We start from the raw sequence: 17,886 nt of genomic DNA, 5'->3' as shown, positions 1-17,886 counted from the left end.
AGACGAGTGTTGTCCGTGGACGATTGGGACTGATGCACGAACAGGTGACAGTTTCGGTGTCATGCCGCGGTTGCGGCGGTGTTGATGATGGTCTCGTATTCGATCGGGGTCAATCGGGCGAGGCGGGCTTGGCGGCGTCTGCGGTGGTAGGTCCGTTCGATCCAGGTGACGATCGCGATCCGGAGTTGTTCGTGGGTGTCCCACCGCCAGCGGTCGAGGACGTTGCGTTGCAGTAGCGCGAAGAATGACTCCATCGCGGCGTTGTCGCCGCATGCGCCGCCACGCCCCCATCGAGCCGACCAGGCCGTGCCGGTTGCGCGTGGATACGAGCTTCCGCGACCGCAATTGAGACCCTCTGTCCGAGTGCACGATACAACCCGACAGGTCGTGCCCCCGGGCGGGCGAGGGCACCCTCGACTGCGCGTACGGCCGGAATCGAGTGCATACGGGAATCGGTGCTGTAGCCGACGATCCGGCCCGAACACCCATCCTTGACCGCGCACAGATACAGCTTCCCTTCACCTGTGCGGTGCTCGGTGACGTCGGTCAACCACCACCGATCCGCAGCATCGGCAGTGAAATTGTGTTGCACGAGGTCGTCGTGAACGGGCGGCCCAGGCCGCTGACTGTTGCGGCCGCGTTTCTTGCCGAATCTCGACCACCAGCCGTTGTCGCGGCAGATCCGCCACGCTGTTCGTGCACACGTCCGCTGACCTGCGTTGTCGGCTTCGTCGGCGAGCAACCGGTACCCGAACTCCGGATCGTCGCGATGAGCGTCGAACAGCGTGTTCGCCCGATACGCTTCGGTCCGTGCGGCGGCGGTGACCGGGCCGGCGAGCCACCGGTAGTAGGGCTGGCGGGAGAGCGTCAACACCCGGCACGACACCGCGACGGGTACCCCGTCGGTGGCGAGCTCTCTCACGAGCGGGTAGATCCTTTCCCGGCAGGTTCGCCTGCGACAGATACGCCGCCGCGCGCCGCAGGACCTCGTTCTCCTGCTCCAACAACCTGATCCGTTTGTTCGCTTCCCGCAGCTCAGCGGACTCGGTCGAGGACACACCCGGCCGCCGACCTTCGTCGATGTCGGCGCGGCGCATCCATTTCTGCAGGGTCATCGGGTGAACCCCCGAAGTCCTTCGCGACCTGCTCGATCGTGACACCGTAGCCACGATCACGGGCGAGACGAACCACGTCGTCACCGAACTCCTGCGGGTAGGGCTTGGGCACAGCTCCATCCTTCCCGACCCACCCGAAGGCAAGCCAGATCAGATGTCACCTGATCGTGCATCAGTCCTGAGGCCGCGGAGTACCTGCTCACTTCTGAGCGGTTCATCCGCCGACTGGTCGCAGAGCGGCGCGTCGTGTTCTACAAGGTCGGTGGTCATGTCCGCTTCGCGGCGGCGGACCTCGAATCGTTCGTCCAGGCGGGCCGGGTCGATCCGATCGAGATCCGCTGGTGCGGTGGCAGAGTCGTCAGTCTTCGATGAGTAAGACGGATTCCCGGCGGCGATTCGGCAAGGTGCGCAAGCTGCCATCGGGCGGGTACCAGGCGTCGTTTATCGCACCGAACGGTGGTAGGCAGAACGCACTGAAACATTCCGGACCAAGACCGATGCCGGTCGATGGCTCGTTGCCGTCGAAGCCGATATCAGTCGCGGGGTGTGGTTGGACGACAAGATGGGGCGTGAACTGTTCGGCAACTACGCGCGAGCGTATCTGCGGGATAGCCCCGACGTGGGCGAGCGGTGGGCAGAAACCTGCGGGCGGAACATGCGGCTGCACATGGTCGAGCTGCTGGACCTACCGCTGGTCGCGATCACGCCACCGGTTGTCCGGAGCTGGTACGCGAAAGCGTTGGCCGGATCGGGTGGGCGAACGTCGATCGCGCAGTCGTACCGATTCCTGCGCACGGTGATGAACTGCGCGGTCCGCGACGGCGCGATAACGGTCAATCCCTGCCAGATTCGGGGGGGCTGGGGCAGACAGGGCGACCGAGCGGAAGATCGCCAATCCAGCGCAGGTCGCTGAGCTGGTCGACAACATCACCGATCGCTACCGGGCGGCTGTTCTACTGGCGGCTTGGTGCGGGTTGCGGCGTGGCGAAATCTGCGCGCTGCGGACGGCTGACGTCGACCTGGCGGCGAACGTCGTGCGGGTCCGGAAGAACCGAGTGGAGCTGCTGGAAAGCTCGGCGAAGTTCAACAAGGACCCGAAGACGTTCGCCGGAAACCGGGACGTGACGATTCCGCTGCATCCGCACCCGCATCTGATCGAACACATGACGAAGTGGGCTGGCCGAGAACGATTCTTCGTGAGCCGCGACGGGTCGCCGCTGCGAGGGAACACCGTCTATCAGGCGTTCGTCCGGGCGCGCAGGAAGGCGGGGTTGGATATCGCGTTCCACGATCTCCGCTACACGGGTTAGACACTCGCCGCGAGCACCGGCGCTACGCTGACCGACCTCAAGAAGCGGCTGGGTCATTCGTCTGCGGCTGCGGCGTTGCGCTAAATGCATGCCGTCGAAGGTCGCGACCATGAACTCGCGGAACAGCTGAGCGAACTGGCCGCCCGTGGTGACGCTGCGAAGCTCCCGCGAGCAATCGTCGTTAAGCACTGATGGTGCACGCGAGGGGCACGAAACGCGCTGGCACCAGGTCTGACCTGTGGAAATGCCTGCGTCTGAAAAGCGGAAGGTCGCCGGTTCGATCCCGGCCCTGGCCACCCTCCTTCTTCTCCCTTCTTTCGGGCCTGAACTGTGTACGTCGGCCGGATCAGGTTTCCTTCATCGAAGTTTCGCTGGGTCGTCGGCTGGGCGGCGACGCCATGCGCCCTGCGTTACACTACGGTTTGGTAACGAAGCGATATACCAGCCGTCTCGGCTCTGCTTCGTTGCCGATTTGAGTTTTGTCGGGGAGCTCGATCACAAGGAACCGCCGTGTCCAAGAGAACTGCCGGGCCCAGAAGAACTGCGGGGCCCAGACCGAAACGCGCCACATCGTCCACGCATCTGCTGACTGCATCGTTCGGGTCGGCGACCGGGGTGGCTGCCATCTTGCTCGGGGTCGCTCCGGTGGTCGGCGCTGCGCCGCAACCGAACGCTCCGGTCGAGGTGGCCGCCGGATCGGTGCTCGACGTTCTCGTGTCCGCCGGTAGGCCGCAGAGTGCGTCCGGCGTGTTCGGCACCCGGGTAGCTCCGGCGCCCGAGGGGCGGATCCCGGACCTGCTGACCGGATCGGGAATTGCCCGGCCGGCCGGGTTGCCCACCGACGAATTGCTCCGCCGGCGAGCGGTAGCACCGGTCGGATCGGCGGCGCCGGTCGCCGCCGATGCGGTACGCCCGGCGATGTCGCGCACCGAATCGCTGCTGCGTGCTTCGGTGGCACCGACCATCGCGCTCGCGGCCGTCGGCGGATTCTTGATCGCCGCCGGGTGCGCGGCGGCCTCGCCGGGCCGGGTACGTCGATCCGACGAATCCGGTTCCGCACAGCGCCCGTTGCGTCATCCTGCCGAGCGTTTGCCCGGTAGTCCGTCGGTGCCGCGCGACGTTCCGGCCGCGGCGCCGCAGCGAACTGCTGCGGCCGCCGAGCCGCAATCAGCGGAACCGGAAGTGGCGCCGGAGCCGGAGGTGCAGATTCTGCCGATCGGCGGCGGCATCCGCACCGGGCAGACCGTGTCCCGGCCGGTCGGCCCGGAGGCCGCCGGAAGCGCGCAGCAGGGTGGCGAGGCCACAGTCGAATGGTCGTTGCCCGCGATCGCCGCAATCGGTTACCGGGAATTGGCCGCCCAGCTGGTCGCGGCGCACCCGGACCCGGCCACCGTCGACGACCTGGCCACGATTGCGGTGGCCTACGTCCGCTTCGCCTTGGACCGGCCGGGACTGTTCCAGGTGATGTTCGGCGTCGGCTGCGATCCGGCCGGTGCCGATCGGGTGGACGCAGTCGCCGCCATCCAGGCCTACCTCGCCGCCATCGTCCAGCGCGCCGCCCCTTCGGTCGATCCGGAATCGACCGCGACCGGCGTGTGGGCCTTGGTGCACGGTCTGGCTTTCCTGTATCTGGACCGCAAGCTCGACGCGGCCGCTGCTGACGCGGTCGCCGAACGGGTGCGCGCGGTGGTCACCGCCACCCTCGCCGGGAGACGAGGATGACGGCGTGAATTATCCTGCTGTTCAGTCGGTTTCGACGGTATGCACCGCGGCCTCCTCGGCGGATGCGGCGGCTCCGTCGATGCCGACGTCGAACCCGATCAGGTCGGATTCGGCGCCCTCGTCCGCAGCCACCAACCGGCCGGAGCGCCGGGCGCCGACCTCGGCGCCCGATTCGTCCGGCTGCGCCGGCTCGGCGAAGGGATCCACGTCGGGTTCCTCTTCGGCCAGCCGCTCGTCCAGCGACTCGTTCTCTACCGGGTCGCGCCAGCGATCCGGCGGCGAGTACCCCCGATCCAATACATCGTCGAGATCCTGGTCGGTCAAGCTGTCCTCGGGTTGGAGCTGGTCGTCCTCGTCGATCTGGACACCCTCGTATTCGCCATCGTCACTGCCCATGGCATCCATTCCACCGCATCGGGTGGGCGGCCGTTCGACGTGGGATCAGAGGCCGGTGCCGAACCGGCGCTGCTGGCGCTGCTCGAACCAGACAAGTCCGGCCGGCACGGTAATCGGCCCGGCGACGACCAGCGGGAACAAGATAAGTGCGGCTGTGGCCAGTGACATGCATCCTCCTGATGCATCGAACAGCGTGTCGGTGTTCACCCGATGGTTTGACGTCCTGCGGTCGGCACTACCAACGCGAAGCTACCGCAACCCGACCCGTGAATCTCGTTGGCAAACCGTGACCTCGGCCACCTGGACAAGCAGTACGACGACGGAGGTCGCGGCGTGCAAATCGATCTACAACTAGAATGCCCAGTTGAGAGCGTCGCTGCGCCCTCTACGTTGGGGAGATGAACGATGCACAAAGGTGATGTATTCGGCCGGTACCGGCTCGATCGTCTGCTCGGCTCAGACTACCTCGGTGAGGTCTGGGCGGCGTTCGACACGGCCCGTCGCCGGGAAGTCGAGCTGAGAATCCTGCCGTCCGAGGCCGCTGAGGACGCCGAATACCTGGACCGGTTCTGGCGTGAGGCCGGAATAACGGCACAACTGCAGCATCCGCATATCGCTCCGGTGCACGACTACGGCATGGTGGACGATCGAATCTTCCTGGCCACCCAATCCATCGCCGGTCGACCGTTGCGCGAATTCCTGGAGAACCACGGCGCGATGGACGCCTTGCGTGCCAGCCGGATCGTCGAGCAGTTGGCCTCGGCGTTGGATGCCGCTCGGGCGGCGGGGTTGCACGGGCGCGCGGTGGACCCGGCGACGGTGCTGATCGCCGAACACGGCGGAGCCTTTCTGACCGGGGTCGGTCTGGCCGTCGGCCCGGCCGGCCGCACCGATGCCCAGGCGCTCACCCGGATTCTGGTCGCCTGCCTGACCGGCGAGCCGGCCGCCGACGATACGACCTCGATCCAGGCCCTACCACCCGCGATGCGCTCGGTGGTCGATCGCGGGCACTCCGGCGATCCGCAGCGCGGGTATCGGTCGGCCGGCGCGCTCGCGGCGGGGATGCGCGCCGCCCTGGGCCAGCGCAGCTCGGGTCCGTCCGGCACGCCGCGGACGATTCTGGTGGATCGGCCGACGCCTGCGCCGCCACCGGCCGACCGGCCCGGCCCATTCGCCGCGGTCCACACCGAGCTGATCACCACTGGACCGGTAGCCGAGCCGGTCGCGAGCGGTTCGGTCGATACCGAACCGGACGCCGCCGATTCGGCCACCAGCGCGGCAGCCGCCGCCGGACCAGGGGCGGATGTCGCCGAACCGGTCGCCGCCGAACCGGTGCACGTCGAACCGGCGGCCGCCGCGCCCGTCGTCGCGGACGGTGCGATGACACGCACCTCTCGAGTTACCCGAATGCTGCGTGCGGCGCGCTCGGCGTCGGCGGCGCGGTCGGCGGTCGGTGGGCGGACCGATCAGCACCGGGGCTTGGTGGCGGCGCTCATTCTGGCCGTGGTGGTCTGGGTCGGCGCGATCGTCGGTGTGGTGATCGGCAACGGTCCGTCGTTTCGTACCGCACACCCGGAATCGATCGCCGCGGTCCCGGTGAATTCGCAGAGTCCGGCGCCCGGTCCGGACCGGTTACCGACCGTGGCGGCGCTCCCCCCAGGTGCTCAGTGGTCTACCGCAGCCGCCGCGCCGAGCCCGGTCGAGGTGATCGCACCGGAGCCGGCGGAGAGTGTGGATCCGGTGTCGGTGGAGGTCTTGCCCTGCTACCCCGGCTACACCCACATTCCCGAGCCCGCCGGCCCGTGCCTGCCGCTGTCTCCGGCGGCGGCCGCCCCCGGTCTGGCTCAGGTACTGCCGTGTTACGACGGCTACGTTCACACGCCGCCGCCGGACGGGCCGTGCCTGCCCGTGTCGCCGACCGTCGCGATGCCTGCGGCACCGGCGGCGGAGCCCGGGCCGGGAGTCGATCCGCCTCCGGCGCAGGCGGGTACGGCGCAGCAACAGGCCGGTGCGGTGCAGCCAGAGGTGTTGCCCTGCTATCCCGGTTACGTCCATACGCCCAGCCCGGACGGCCCGTGTCTGCCGGTGATCGCCTCGGTCGAGCTGACGGCGCAGACCGCACCCACGCCGGTCCCGCCGGCTTCTGTCCCACCCGCTACCGTGCCGGACCCGGTGCCGACCCAGGTACTGCCGTGTTACGACGGTTACGTCCACACGCCGCCGCCGGACGGGCCGTGTCTGCCGGTCGACGCCGGCGCGCCGGTGCCGGCGTCGCCGAGTCTGCTGCCGCCGAGTGTCCCGGTGGTCCCCAGTTCGGCGGTAGCGCCCGACGCTGTGGTATTGCCGTGCTTCGACGGCTACACCCACACGCCGCCGCCGGACGGTCCGTGTCTACCGGTCAATCCCGGTGCCGGCACGGTCGTGCCCAGCTCTGCCCCGGTTTCGGCGCTCGTCACGTCGTCCGCGGTCCCGCTCGTCCCCGTATCGCCGTCGCCGGTGGCTCCCTGGACCGAGCTGTCGGACACCGTGCCGCCGGCTACCGTGATATCACCCACCGTCGCGCCGTCCACGGTGCCGTCGGCTGCGGTTCCGTCCGGTGTCGTCCTGCCTTGCTATCCCGGCTACACCCACACCCCGCCGCCGGACGGTCCCTGCTGGGCGCCCTGACCGCTGACCCACCCGGCCGGCGGCGATCGGAACCGTCGTAGGTTCATCCTGTCGACCCGGTCGCCGGCAGATGTCGGCTCGGGGTGGTGGGTGTCGACCGGAGGATAAGGAGCGGACATGGACGGGTGGCATGTCGTCGGGTTGGACAACGGCGGTACCAAGGACAACGGCACAGTGCTCGACCAGGACGGTACGTTCCTGGTCGACGAGCTGATCGAGATTCCGAGCGACGTGCAGCTGGGCCCGGCCGCCGCGGTCGAGGCGTTGGTCGTCACCATGGACACCGTCGTGAACCGGGCCGGGGTGGACATCGCCCAGGTGCGGGCGGTCGGCCTCGACACCCCGGGGCCGGCGAGCGCGGACGGTGTCATGTCGTCGAAGGGCGCCACCAATTTCGCTACGCCCGAGTGGCGGGGTTTCGACATCCGGTCCGCGCTGGAGCGACGGATCGGTCTGCCGGTGGTGTACAACAACGATGCGAATGCCGCTGCGCTGTACGCCCATCACGTGTATTTCGGGGGCGCGACGGCGCAGGCGTCGTCGGTGTCGGTGATCATCGGAACCGGCCTCGGTGGCGGACTTATCGAGGGCAGCACAGTGATTCGCGGTCGGGCGGGAATGGCCGGGGAACTCGGTCATGTTCGCATTTCGCTCGACGACGGCGTGTTGGAGCCGGATCAGCCGATGCCGCAGTGTAATTGCGGCCAGTTCGGCGACGCCGAGAGCATCGCCTCGCTCACCGGCATCGCCAAGAACCTGTTGCCCTACTGGCTGACCCGTTATCCGGAGCACCCGCTGCACCGGATCGCCGATCCGATGGTGGCGGCCAAGCAGGTGCGGACCTACGCCGAGCAGGGCGATGAGATGTCGCGCAAGATCTTCGGGCAGCAGGCCCGGGCGATCGGTCGACTGCTTTCCATCGCGGCCAATTTCACCGACCCGGCGGTGTACTTCGTCGGTGGCGGCGTGGTGGAGGCCGAGGCCGAGTTCCGCGACTGGTTTCTCGCCGCGGTGCGCGCGAACACCGTGCTACGGGCCGAGCAGGCTGCGGTCGAAACCATCACCACGGTGCCGGATCTCGACATGGCCGGCGCCCGGGGCTCCGCGTTGGCGGCCCGGGCAGCCGTACTGGCTGACGACAGTTCACCCCGAGCTACAGCCGGGTGAGCCGCATCGGCAGTCCGTCGCTGGGCAGCGGTCCGGTGCCCCACGCGAGCGGCGGCTCGTAGTCGGTCGGCACCTCCCAGCGGTAGCCGAGCAGAAGTTGGTGCAGGATCGATTTCACCGTCATCCCGCCGAAGTACAGTCCGATGCACTTGTGGGCGCCGCCGCCGAACGGCGACCAGGCGAACCGGTGGATCTTGTCTTCGCGGCGGTGCGGGGCGAATCGTTCCGGGTCGAACCGGTCCGGGTCCGGCCACCACTTGTGCAATCGCATCGAGCCGAAGGCGTTGACGATCAGCCGAGTCCCGGCAGGGATGTAATGGCCGAGGATCTCGGTGTCGACGAGTGCCTGCCGGGGCAGGGCGCCGGCCGGCGCGTACATCCGGGTGGCTTCCTTGAACACCAGGTCCATCGCCGGAAGTCGGTCCAGGTCGTCGTAGTCGAGGAACGGCTTGTCCAGTGCCCGGGACTCGGCCCGAAGTCGGTCCTGCCATTCGGGGTGTTTGCCGATCAGGTACGTCATCATCGACAGGGTGATCGTGCTGGTGTCGTGTGCGGCCATCAGCGCGAAGATCATGTGGTTGACGATGTCGTCGTCGCTGAACCGCTGCCCACCGTCGCTCGTCACCGAACACAGCACGCTGAACAGGTCGTCGTCGGTGGACGCCCGCTTGGCCGGGATCCGGCTGCGGAAGTAGTCCACCAACACCTGGCGCGCTCGCAGGCCGCGGGCCCAATGTCCGCCGGGTACGTCGGCCCGAATGTAGGCCTGGGTGGCGCTGAGCGAGTGCTCGAACGCCCGTTCCACCCGGGCCGAATCCGCACCGATCTCGGTGCCGACGAAAACGCGCGTCGCCAGGTGCATGAACCGCCCCGGAGTGTCCGGAGACCTACGGTCTTGAGTGCTCGGCGGGTGGCTGGGCACTGTGTTGAGCGTAGTGGGCGTCCTCCAGGTTGATGGGTGGGACGTCGCCGCAGCCGCGGTGTAGTCGTCGGTGGTTGAACCAGTCGACCCATTCGGCGGTGGCGAGTTCGAGCGGGTCGATGCCGCGCCACGGACCGCGGCGGCGCACGAGTTCGGTCTTGTAGAGACCGTTAATCGTCTCGGCGAGCGCGTTGTCGTAGGACGAACCGACCGCCCCGACCGACGGTGTGATACCCGTCTCGGTGAGTCGCTCTGCGAACCGGATGGACGTGTACTGGGATCCTCTATCCGTATGGTGGACAACAGAGTCCATCCGGTATCGACCTTCCCGGTTCCGGGTCCAGATCGCGTGTTCGACCGCATCCAACACCAGCGAGGTCGACATCGTGGTGGCGGTGCGCCAGCCGATGATGCGCCGCGCGTAGGCGTCGATCACGAACGCGACATACACCCACCCCGACCACGTGGACACGTAGGTGATGTCGGCGACCCACAAACGGTTCGGGGCGACCGGGGTGAACCTGCGCCGGACCAGGTCCGCCGGCCGCGCCGCTGCCGGGTCGGCGATCGTGGTGCGTTTGACCGCCCCACGGACCACACCGGCCAGCCCGAGCTCACGCATCAGCCGTTCCACCGTGCAGCGAGCCACTCGGGTCCCGTCCCGGTTCAGGGCCAGCCACACCTTCCGGGCGCCGTAGACCTGGTAGTTCTCCTCGTACACCCGGCGAATCAGCACCTCGAGTTGCCGGTCTCGAACCTTCCGTCGGCTCGGCGGCCGGGACCGGTGCTCGTAGTAGGTCGACGGGGCGATCGGCACACCCAACTCGCTGAGTACCGTGCAGATCGACTGGACATCCCACGCCATACCCCCACCGTCACGGTGGCCATGGTGTTCGCTGATGTAGCGAACGATCAACGCTGTGGCCGGTCCAGTTCGGCCGCGAAGAAAGCCGACGCAGAACGCAGGATCGCGTTGGCACGCTTCAACTCGGCGACCTCGCGTCGCAACCGTTTCAGCTCCGCCGATTCCTCCGAGGTCACCCCAGCGCGTTCACCGGAGTCGACCTGTTCCCGGCGGACCCAGTTACGCACCGTCTCCGCCGACCCCACCCCCAACAAGCGCGCGACCTCACCCATCGCCGCCCACTCCGACTCGTGACCCGCACGGATCTCCGCGACCATCCGCACCGCCCGATCCCGCAACTCCGGCGGATACCTCCGCGACGTACTCCCCGACATGAACCCATCCTTCCCAAACGGACAGGTCTCCGGACACTCCGGGGCGGTTCAGCAACAGCATCTGTTTGGCGTTGGTGTAGAAGCGGAATCGATCCGACGGCTGCCATCCGGCGAGATCTTCGGCGATCGCCGGCGCCAGCATGTCGAGGTAGCCGAGCAGCCGGGGACGGGTGAAGGCTTGCTGCATGATCCGCCGGTGGTGCAGATGCTCGTCGAAATCCAGCATCAGCAGGCCACGGCGGAAGAACGGGCCGGTGAAGTGGTCGAAGCCGAGCTCGTTGGAGAACGCCTTGTCCCGATTCAGCCAAACCACTTCCTGCGCTTCGGGACCCAGCACATAGACGGCGTCGGAGCCGAACATCCGGGACCAGCTGACCGGTCCGAACTCGGCGAACATCTTCCGGGTCCAGGGGATCATGTCGTACACCATCGGCGCATAGCCGATGTAGGGCAGGCCGGGTCGGCCCGGTACTGGGCGCAGTCCACTGCCGGCCGGTGGCGGGGCCAGCGGCCGACGCGGGCTGGGATAGTGCTCGACGAATCGGAGGCCGAGCGACAGCGCCCGGCCGCTGATGTCCGGCCGCGGCAGCATCGACAAGGACGGGGTGCTGGTCATTTCGAGGTCCTTTCGGCGGCGTGGCCTCGGATGCTTCAGCCTACTCGGAATCAAGTGATTCCGTAAACGATTGATTCCCGATATTCGCGCGCGGGCTATTCCGGCGCGAGCCGAAGCGCCGCAACCGGGCAGCTGTCCAAGACCAACTGTGCGGTTTCGGCGTCCAACTCGCCCCGCGCCACGGACTTGCCGTCGTCGTCCACCTCGAACACGTCCGGCGCGAGTGCCTCGCAGAAGCCGTGGCCCTCGCAACGCTCCCGGTCGATCAGCATCCGGCTCACAACCGGCACAACCGCATCGGCAGTCCGTCGCTGGGCAGCGGTCCGGTGCCCCACGCGAGCGGCGGCTCGTAGTCGCGTGGAACGTGCCAGCGGTAGCCGAGCAGGAGTTGGTGCAGGATCGATTTCACCGTCATCCCGCCGAAGTACAGTCCGATGCACTTGTGTTCCCCACCGCCGAACGGTGACCAGGCGAACCGGTGGATCTTGTCTTCGCGGCGGTGCGGGGCAAATCGTTCCGGGTCGAACCGGTCCGGGTCCGGCCACCACTTGTGCAATCGCATCGAGGCGAAGGCGTTCACCATCAGGTTGGTGCCGGCGGGGATGTAATGGCCGAGGATCTCGGTGTCGACGAGTGCCTGCCGGGGCAGGGCGCCGGCCGGCGCGTACATCCGGGTGGCTTCCTTGAACACCAGGTCCATCGACGGAAGTCGGTCCAGGTCGTCGTAGTCGAGGAACGGCTTGTCCAGTGCCCGGGACTCGGCCCGAAGTCGGTCCTGCCATTCGGGGTGTTTGCCGATCAGGTACGTCATCATCGACAGGGTGATCGTGCTGGTGTCGTGTGCGGCCATCAGCACGAAGATCATGTGGTTGACGATGTCGTCGTCGCCGAACCGGTGCCCGCCGTCGCTCTGCGCCCGGCACAGCACGCTGAACAGGTCGTTGTCGGCGGACTCCCGTTTGGCCGGGATCCGGCTGCGGAAGAACTGCTCCAGGGTGCGCCGGCCGCGCAGGCCGCGGGCCCAATGTCCGCCGGGTACGTCGGCCCGAATGTAGGCCTGGGTGGCGCTGAGCGAGTGCTCGAACGCCTGCTCGACGGCGGCCGACTCCCGGCCGATCTCGATACCGACGAACACCTGGGTCGCCAGGTGCAACAGCATCTGTTTGGCGTTGGTGTAGAAGCGGAAATGATCCGACGGCTGCCAGGTGGCCAGGTCGCGCGCGATCGCCGGCGCCAGCATGTCGAGGTAGCCGATCAGCCGGGGACGGGTGAAGGCCTGCTGCATGATCCGCCGGTGGTGAATGTGCTCGTCGAAATCCAGCATCAGCAGGCCGCGGCGGAAGAACGGGCCGGTGAAATAGTCGAAGCCGAGCTCGTTGGAGAACGCCTTGTCCCGATTGGCCCAGACCACTTCGAGTGCTTCCGGCCCCATCACGCCGACGGTGGGCACGCCGAGCAGATTGGACCAGCCCAGCGGGCCGAACTCGGCGAAGATCTGTCGACTCCAGTTGATGTAGTCGTACACCATCGGCGCGTAGCCGACCAGCGGAGGTCCCGGGCGACCGAGCACCGGGCGAAGGCCGCTACCGCTTGGGGGGACGGCCAGCGGACGGCGACGACTCGGGTAGTTGGCGACCAGCGCCAGCCCGATCGTCTGCGCGCGCCGCGCCGCGCTCGATTGTGCCTGTCGGGCAAGCGTGTCCAGCATCGCCGGTCCTTTCGCGCCGTTGCGTCCGGGTAATTCGAGGTTAACCCACGCGCGGACATTCCGTAAACGTTTGATTCCCAATTTGCTCGATTGTGCGAGACTGGGCCGGTGAGCACGTCCGTCCGGGTCTATCGCGGGACCTCCGCCGAGGAACGACGCGCCGAGCGGCGCCGCCGGTTGATGGACGCCGGCTTGGAGCTGATCGGCACGGTCGGGTTGGCCGGCAGCACGTTCCGCGCGGTGTGCGAGCAGGCGCGGGTGGGCCCACGCTTCTTCTACGAGAGTTTTCCCGACGTGGAAGCGCTGGCCGTCGCCGTGCTGGACGAGATCATCGAGCGGACCTTGGCCGACACTCGGGCGGCATTGGAGGCCGCGCCGACCGAGATCGAGCCGCGGATGCGGGTGGCGGCGGAGATGTTCGTGCATGCGTTGATCGACGACCCGAGGGTGGCTCGGCTGGTGTTCACCGAGACCCAGCGCAGCCCGGCGTTGCTGCAGCGCCGGTTCGAGGCGATGCGGCAGATCACCGAGATGGCGGTCGAGCAGGACCAGCGATTGCTGAATCTCGCGCCGGGCAGCGAGCCGGTGGAGCTGGCCGTCGCGCGGTTGGTGACCGGTGGCTCGGCCGAGTTGGTGACCGCCTGGCTGGACGGCAACATCGCCCTCGACCAGGCGCAGCTGATCGCGCTGATCACCGAGCACGCCCAGCAGTCGATGCGGCGGCTGCCGGAGATGATCGAGATGTTGCGGTCGACCGACTGACGCCGGCTACCGCTGATCCGGCGTTGCCGGCCAGTGCAGCAGCGTGTCCAGGTAGCGCTGCCGAACCGCCGCCACGTTCGCATCCAGATTGCCGGGGTTCCAAGCAGATACGTCGATCGGGTCGAGGACAGCCACGTCGATCGTTCCCGGCCGGAGCGTCGATGCGTTGCGCCAGTAGATCTCCCCGGCATTGCGGATCACGATCGGGATCACCGGGACGCCGGCCTGGATCGCGATATGGAAGGCGCCCTTCTTGAACGGGCCCGGCATCGGAGTGTAGGAGCGGGTGCCTTCCGGTGCGATCGCGATCGAGACCCCGTCGCGGAGCGTGTCGACGACGGGGCCGAGCGCGGCCTTCGCCTGCTCGGTGTTCCCGCGATCGATGAAGGTGAGGCCGATGAACCGAAACAACGGGCCGAACACCGGGTTGGTCGCCAACTCCTTCTTCCCGACCCCGGTGAAGCCGTGGTCGAGGACTTTGGCGACGACGAAGATGTCGAACTCGCTCTGGTGGTTGAACAGGAACACCGCCGGCCGCGGTGCCCGGGCATTGGTTTCGCCGACCACGCGCAGCTCCACCCCGGCGCCGCGCAGGGTGTAGTCGGCGCCGGTAGCCAGCACGCTGTCCACCAGTGTCCGTCGATCGCTGCCGCGGCCCCGACGCGCGCCGACCGCGATCCCGCCGAGCATGCCCATGGCGGCCGCCGCGGTACGGGCGATCTCTCGGGGGCGGACCGTCCCGCGCGGAGTGAATCGGAGGATAGGCCAGCCGTGTGCTGCCGCCAGCGTAGCCAGACCCGAGTCTGGATTGACTGCGGTCGGCACGCCGGTCGCGGCCAGAAACGCCTCGTCTTCGACCCCGTTCGAGTAGCTGTAACTGTCGGTCAGATCGACAGCGTGGGCACCGGCGAAGCGGCGTACGGCGTCGGCTTTGTCCGGTCCGCGCAGCAGAGGGCCGCGAACAGCGCCGGTGAGGACGCCCTCCCGCACCTCGAGCTCGGTATAGAGGGTGTGCCCGATACCGAGCTCGGCGGCGGCCGGTTCCACCTGGAATCGGGTCGCGGCGGATGCGAGGACCAAGGTGTGTCCGGCCTGTTCGTGCGCCCGGATCAGATACCAGGCCTCCGGGTAGAGGTGTCCGGCAAGCGTGTCGTGGAACAGCTGGTCGCCGATCTCGTCCAGCTCGGTTTCGGTGTGTCCTTGCCAGGCGCGCAGCCAGAATTCGATGAACTCGCGCTCCTGCGCCTCGGTCTGCTCGCCCCGGCGGGTGTGCAAGGTCTTCACCAGCTCGCGCCGGGTCGGCCGGCCACGCCACACCTTGCGGAAGAACGGCACCCCGGAGAAGCCGTGGATCAGCGTCCCGTCGAAGTCGAAGAACGCGCCGACCGCCGGTCCCTGCGGCCCGCTGCGGATTCGGTCGATCGCTGCGGCGAGCGAAAGTTCTGTGGCAGGCATCAGCGGATCTCCTTGCGGCTCGATGCATCCAACTTGGCGGCGAGCGCAATCCGTTCGCTCACCTGGTGCAGCTCGCCGGCGAAGTCGAGGCGGCGGCGGCGCAGCTGCGCGCCGGCATCGGGCGTGTCGGCGGATACCGGCCCGAGCAGGTTGCGGTTGTCGGCGAGCTGGAGCGCGCTGCCGAACAGCTCCGACGACACCGACTCGGCATCCTGGAGCCGATCCTGCAAGAGCAACTGCTTGCCGATCGCGACGCACTCGTCGACGAATTCCTTACGGTCGATACGTTTGTGCGGGTCGTGGGCGGTGAGCCGGTCCGCGACCACCTGTTGCGCACCGACGAACGAGCGCAGCACCCGGTGCGCCATCATGAACCCGGTATCGGCGAGCGCAGCCAGAATCTCGTCCCGACTGGGCGCGCGGTCCAGCCAGGCCGGGTCGACCAGCAGCATCTCCTGGGTCATCTGTTCCTCGAACTGCTCCCGGTCGGGGAAGAAGAACTCGAACTTGAGCAGATCGCGGAGCTGGTTCGCTTCGTCCCAACCGGTTCGCAAGGGGTCGGTGTAACCGCTCTCCACCGCGGCGAGGATCGCCATCTCCAGCAGCGCGCGATTGACGAACCAGTGCACCGCGCTGTTCCGATAGAAGGCGGCGACCAGATGCTGCCCGGAATTGATCGAGTAGACCGGCTCCAGCCCGCCGTAGTAGGCATCGACCACCCGGGCGGTCGACAGCTGGTCCAGCACGATGGCCAGGCCGCTGTCGTCGCGCAGTTTGCCCAGCTCGCCGCGGGGCAGATCGCGCCGCTCGATGTACCGCAGCACCGGCTCCAGCACCGCACGCACTTCGGCGCGGGTCAGCGCTCGGTCGTGCACCCCCAGCAATGCGAGCGTGACCAGCGCGTTCAGCGTGATCGGGGTGACGTCGTTGATCCCCACCGCGATCTCGAAGGCCAGCTTCTGCACGGCCTTGCGGCGACGAGCCTCGATGTCCGGTGTGTTCGGGGTATCCATCGGATCGCCGTTGGCGACCAGCAGGTCGCGGGTGGACAGCGGCGTACCGAATCGGACATAGACCCGGCCGGCCGAGTTCTGCTGATTGCGGATGTAGCGGGCGAGCCAGGCCAGTGACTCCGACTTCTTCGCTGCGCCCAGCTGCTCGTCGGCGATCGCGCCCAGCTCGTTGAGTCGTTCGTAGGTGATCGATACCGGGACGAGCTTCGCGTCGTCGACCCGGCCTTGCCGAATCGCCGCGGCCAGGTAGTTCAGCAGGCCGTAGCGGGGTGGCCGGAGTTTGCCGGTGCGGGTCCGTCCCCCTTCGAAGTACCACTCCATATTGAACCGCCTGGCCAACAGGTAGCCGAAGTACTCTTCCAGGGCCGCTTTGTAGATCTCGTCGTCGTTGAAGCTGCGCCGGATGAAGATCGTGCCGGCCCGGCGGGCGACGGGGCCCATCGGCCAGAAGTTCAGGTTGGCCCCGCCGATCAGGTGGTTCGGCGGGAAGTCGTTGTGTGCTAACACATCGCCGAGGACGAAGGCATCCACATAAGAACGATGCGAGGGGAGGAACACGAGCGGGTACCGCCGGTTCAGCCGCTGCAGCTCGATCAGCTCGGCCTCGTCCGCGTCGACCTTCCACGCCGAGGCATGCACGGGACGCATCGCCTGGGTGAAGAGATCGGAGACCACCCGGCTCTGCGCCGCGACCAGCTCACGTAGTGCTGCTTCGCCCCGGCGGTGGGCTTCGGCGTGCGATATCCCGATCTGATCGGCGATGGAGTTCAGGTGATCTCGGAAACGTTGCGAGTCCATGATCTCTTCGACGACCATCTGCGGCACCTTGTACCGGTCGCCGATCAGCGCGCGTTCGGCACGTTCGAGTGCCAGCACCCCGGCGCGGACGATCGATCTGGCCAACGCCCGACGGGAGTCGTCGGAGCGCTGCCCGGTGCGGGATCGGTTGTCGGCCGAGGCATGTCGGGCGCGAAGTTCGCCGAGCCGGGCCGGCTGCCCGGTGAGCACTCGGTGTCGGTCCGGCGCTCGCTGCACGATCCACCGCTGGGCGAGTCGATTCGGATTGCGCGGGTCGCCGAGGGTTGCCAGGTCGCGCAGTCTGGTTCGGCGCACCCCGTCCCGTTCGGGCGGGAGCCAGACCACCCGAACCGGCAGCACAAGGGGGTCGTCGGTTCGGTCGACCAGCCGATCGGCGATCGCGTCGGTGTCCAGGTCGACCAGGGTGGCCGGGCTGTCGATCCGGTGTTCGGCGGCGAGCCCACCGTCGGTCAGCCAATGCTCGATGAGCTCTCGCTCCACCTTGGTGCTGGCATCGACCAGAGCAACGACGGGGCCGGCCGGTTCGGCGTAACTCCCTGGCGCCGGCCGGGTGGTATCCGGCTCCTGTTTCGCTAGCTCGCTCATCCTGGTCATTCTCCTGGCCGACGCGGGGTCCTGCCGCAGATTGGTTTGGTCGGTCGGGGTCCGCACGCGGTCCTCGGTTGCCGCTGGCGTGCTGGAGTTCGATGCGGCCGGCCGTCTGGTGCTGCGGCGGGCTCTCCGGACGTGTTCCCGAGGCGCTGTACGGGGGACCGGCGGCGAGTTCGGTCGGGCTCGGTGGCTTCCCCTGCGGCCGTCCGTGTTACCTCGGCCGGCCGCAGCGGGGGAGATTTTCGCTGATCCGACGCTTGATCGTGACATCGCAGCCGGAGCGCCGAGCGTCGCCAGGTAGGCAATCCAGCGTATTTGCCAACTATTGGTCGGATTTATCGGGTACGATCCAGATCGTAGTTCAACACGTGATTGCCAGAAGCT

At 67.6% G+C, this 17,886-nt stretch carries 15 protein-coding genes and 3 pseudogenes; 8 read left to right on the top strand and 10 right to left on the bottom strand.

Annotated elements, in window-relative coordinates:
* Nucleotides 1–59: 59 nt before the first annotated feature.
* Nucleotides 60–1,227, bottom strand: a pseudogene (locus tag KV203_RS16500) (IS3 family transposase).
* 59 nt (nucleotides 1,228–1,286) lie between these two features.
* Between KV203_RS16500 and KV203_RS16495 the strand changes: the two are divergent.
* The 5 genes and pseudogenes from KV203_RS16495 (at nucleotide 1,287) to KV203_RS20005 (ending at nucleotide 4,147) form a co-directional block, all read left to right on the top strand.
* A complete protein-coding gene (locus KV203_RS16495) occupies nucleotides 1,287–1,487 on the top strand; it encodes an excisionase family DNA-binding protein (protein ID WP_066473912.1) in 201 nt (66 codons plus the stop codon).
* Nucleotides 1,484–1,552, top strand: a pseudogene (locus tag KV203_RS20155) (hypothetical protein); the annotation flags it as partial. The gene KV203_RS16495 and the pseudogene KV203_RS20155, both read left to right, overlap by 4 nt.
* A 107-nt stretch (nucleotides 1,553–1,659) precedes the next feature.
* Nucleotides 1,660–2,028, top strand: coding sequence for a hypothetical protein (locus tag KV203_RS16490; protein WP_157079939.1), 369 nt, complete (start codon nucleotides 1,660–1,662; stop codon nucleotides 2,026–2,028).
* Entirely contained in the window at nucleotides 1,952–2,425 is a 474-nt protein-coding gene (locus KV203_RS16485) for a tyrosine-type recombinase/integrase (RefSeq protein WP_217996012.1), read from the top strand. The genes KV203_RS16490 and KV203_RS16485 overlap by 77 nt, the downstream gene beginning before the upstream one ends.
* Nucleotides 2,426–2,935: 510 nt before the next feature.
* Nucleotides 2,936–4,147 carry a WHG domain-containing protein gene (locus tag KV203_RS20005; protein WP_306303597.1) on the top strand — a complete coding sequence of 404 codons (1,212 nt, stop codon included), beginning with the start codon at nucleotides 2,936–2,938 and terminating at the stop codon, nucleotides 4,145–4,147.
* Nucleotides 4,148–4,168: 21 nt separating this feature from the next.
* On the opposite strand, the gene KV203_RS16475 is transcribed toward KV203_RS20005, so the two are convergent.
* Both KV203_RS16475 and KV203_RS16470 read right to left on the bottom strand, forming a co-directional pair.
* On the bottom strand, nucleotides 4,169–4,552 hold the full coding sequence (locus tag KV203_RS16475) for a DUF5709 domain-containing protein (RefSeq protein WP_157079938.1): 384 nt from the start codon (nucleotides 4,550–4,552) through the stop codon (nucleotides 4,169–4,171).
* Between the two features lie 36 nt (nucleotides 4,553–4,588).
* Entirely contained in the window at nucleotides 4,589–4,750 is a 162-nt protein-coding gene (locus KV203_RS16470; protein WP_218820998.1) for a hypothetical protein, read from the bottom strand.
* Between the two features lie 198 nt (nucleotides 4,751–4,948).
* Here KV203_RS16470 and KV203_RS19785 point away from each other — a divergent pair, with 198 nt between their 5' ends.
* The gene (locus tag KV203_RS19785; RefSeq protein ID WP_066473907.1) at nucleotides 4,949–7,210 is read left to right on the top strand and encodes a serine/threonine protein kinase; all 2,262 of its coding nucleotides are present in this window, start codon (nucleotides 4,949–4,951) and stop codon (nucleotides 7,208–7,210) included.
* Between the two features lie 117 nt (nucleotides 7,211–7,327).
* Nucleotides 7,328–8,377 (top strand): ROK family protein, encoded by a 1,050-nt coding sequence (locus KV203_RS16450; protein WP_066473905.1) that lies wholly within the window; start codon nucleotides 7,328–7,330, stop codon nucleotides 8,375–8,377.
* Here KV203_RS16450 and KV203_RS16445 read toward each other — a convergent pair.
* From KV203_RS16445 to KV203_RS16425, 5 genes and pseudogenes are all read right to left on the bottom strand, one after another.
* A pseudogene (locus tag KV203_RS16445) lies at nucleotides 8,364–9,239 on the bottom strand (cytochrome P450); the annotation flags it as partial. The gene KV203_RS16450 and the pseudogene KV203_RS16445 sit on opposite strands and share 14 nt — an antisense overlap.
* A 25-nt stretch (nucleotides 9,240–9,264) precedes the next feature.
* Nucleotides 9,265–10,538, bottom strand: a protein-coding gene (locus KV203_RS16440) for an IS3 family transposase (RefSeq protein WP_373279269.1) whose coding sequence is annotated in 2 segments (ribosomal slippage) — nucleotides 9,265–10,214 and nucleotides 10,214–10,538 — 1,275 coding nt in all. Because the reading frame shifts where the segments join, the coding sequence is not laid out codon by codon here.
* The gene (locus KV203_RS16435; RefSeq protein WP_218820996.1) at nucleotides 10,429–11,154 is read right to left on the bottom strand and encodes a cytochrome P450; all 726 of its coding nucleotides are present in this window, start codon (nucleotides 11,152–11,154) and stop codon (nucleotides 10,429–10,431) included. Before KV203_RS16435 ends, KV203_RS16440 begins: the two co-directional genes overlap by 110 nt.
* Before the next feature lie 95 nt (nucleotides 11,155–11,249).
* Nucleotides 11,250–11,426: a ferredoxin gene (locus tag KV203_RS16430; protein WP_066475208.1), complete on the bottom strand. Its 177-nt coding sequence runs from the start codon at nucleotides 11,424–11,426 to the stop codon at nucleotides 11,250–11,252.
* Nucleotides 11,427–11,431: 5 nt separating this feature from the next.
* A complete protein-coding gene (locus tag KV203_RS16425; RefSeq protein WP_083530349.1) occupies nucleotides 11,432–12,862 on the bottom strand; it encodes a cytochrome P450 in 1,431 nt (476 codons plus the stop codon).
* Between the two features lie 108 nt (nucleotides 12,863–12,970).
* Between KV203_RS16425 and KV203_RS16420 the strand changes: the two genes are divergently transcribed.
* On the top strand, nucleotides 12,971–13,624 hold the full coding sequence (locus KV203_RS16420; RefSeq protein ID WP_066475200.1) for a TetR/AcrR family transcriptional regulator: 654 nt from the start codon (nucleotides 12,971–12,973) through the stop codon (nucleotides 13,622–13,624).
* A 6-nt stretch (nucleotides 13,625–13,630) separates the two neighbouring features.
* On the opposite strand, the gene KV203_RS16415 is transcribed toward KV203_RS16420, so the two are convergent.
* Together KV203_RS16415 and KV203_RS16410 are read right to left on the bottom strand one after the other, a co-directional pair.
* The gene (locus KV203_RS16415) at nucleotides 13,631–15,079 is read right to left on the bottom strand and encodes an HAD-IB family hydrolase (RefSeq protein ID WP_066475203.1); all 1,449 of its coding nucleotides are present in this window, start codon (nucleotides 15,077–15,079) and stop codon (nucleotides 13,631–13,633) included.
* Nucleotides 15,079–17,496 (bottom strand): glycerol-3-phosphate 1-O-acyltransferase, encoded by a 2,418-nt coding sequence (locus KV203_RS16410; RefSeq protein ID WP_066475204.1) that lies wholly within the window; start codon nucleotides 17,494–17,496, stop codon nucleotides 15,079–15,081. Before KV203_RS16410 ends, KV203_RS16415 begins: the two co-directional genes overlap by 1 nt.
* Nucleotides 17,497–17,886 lie beyond the last annotated feature (390 nt).

It is taken from the genome of Skermania piniformis (assembly GCF_019285775.1).
In the GTDB taxonomy this organism is placed as follows: domain Bacteria; phylum Actinomycetota; class Actinomycetes; order Mycobacteriales; family Mycobacteriaceae; genus Skermania; species Skermania pinensis.
This window is presented reverse-complemented; position numbering and strand designations above follow the sequence as displayed.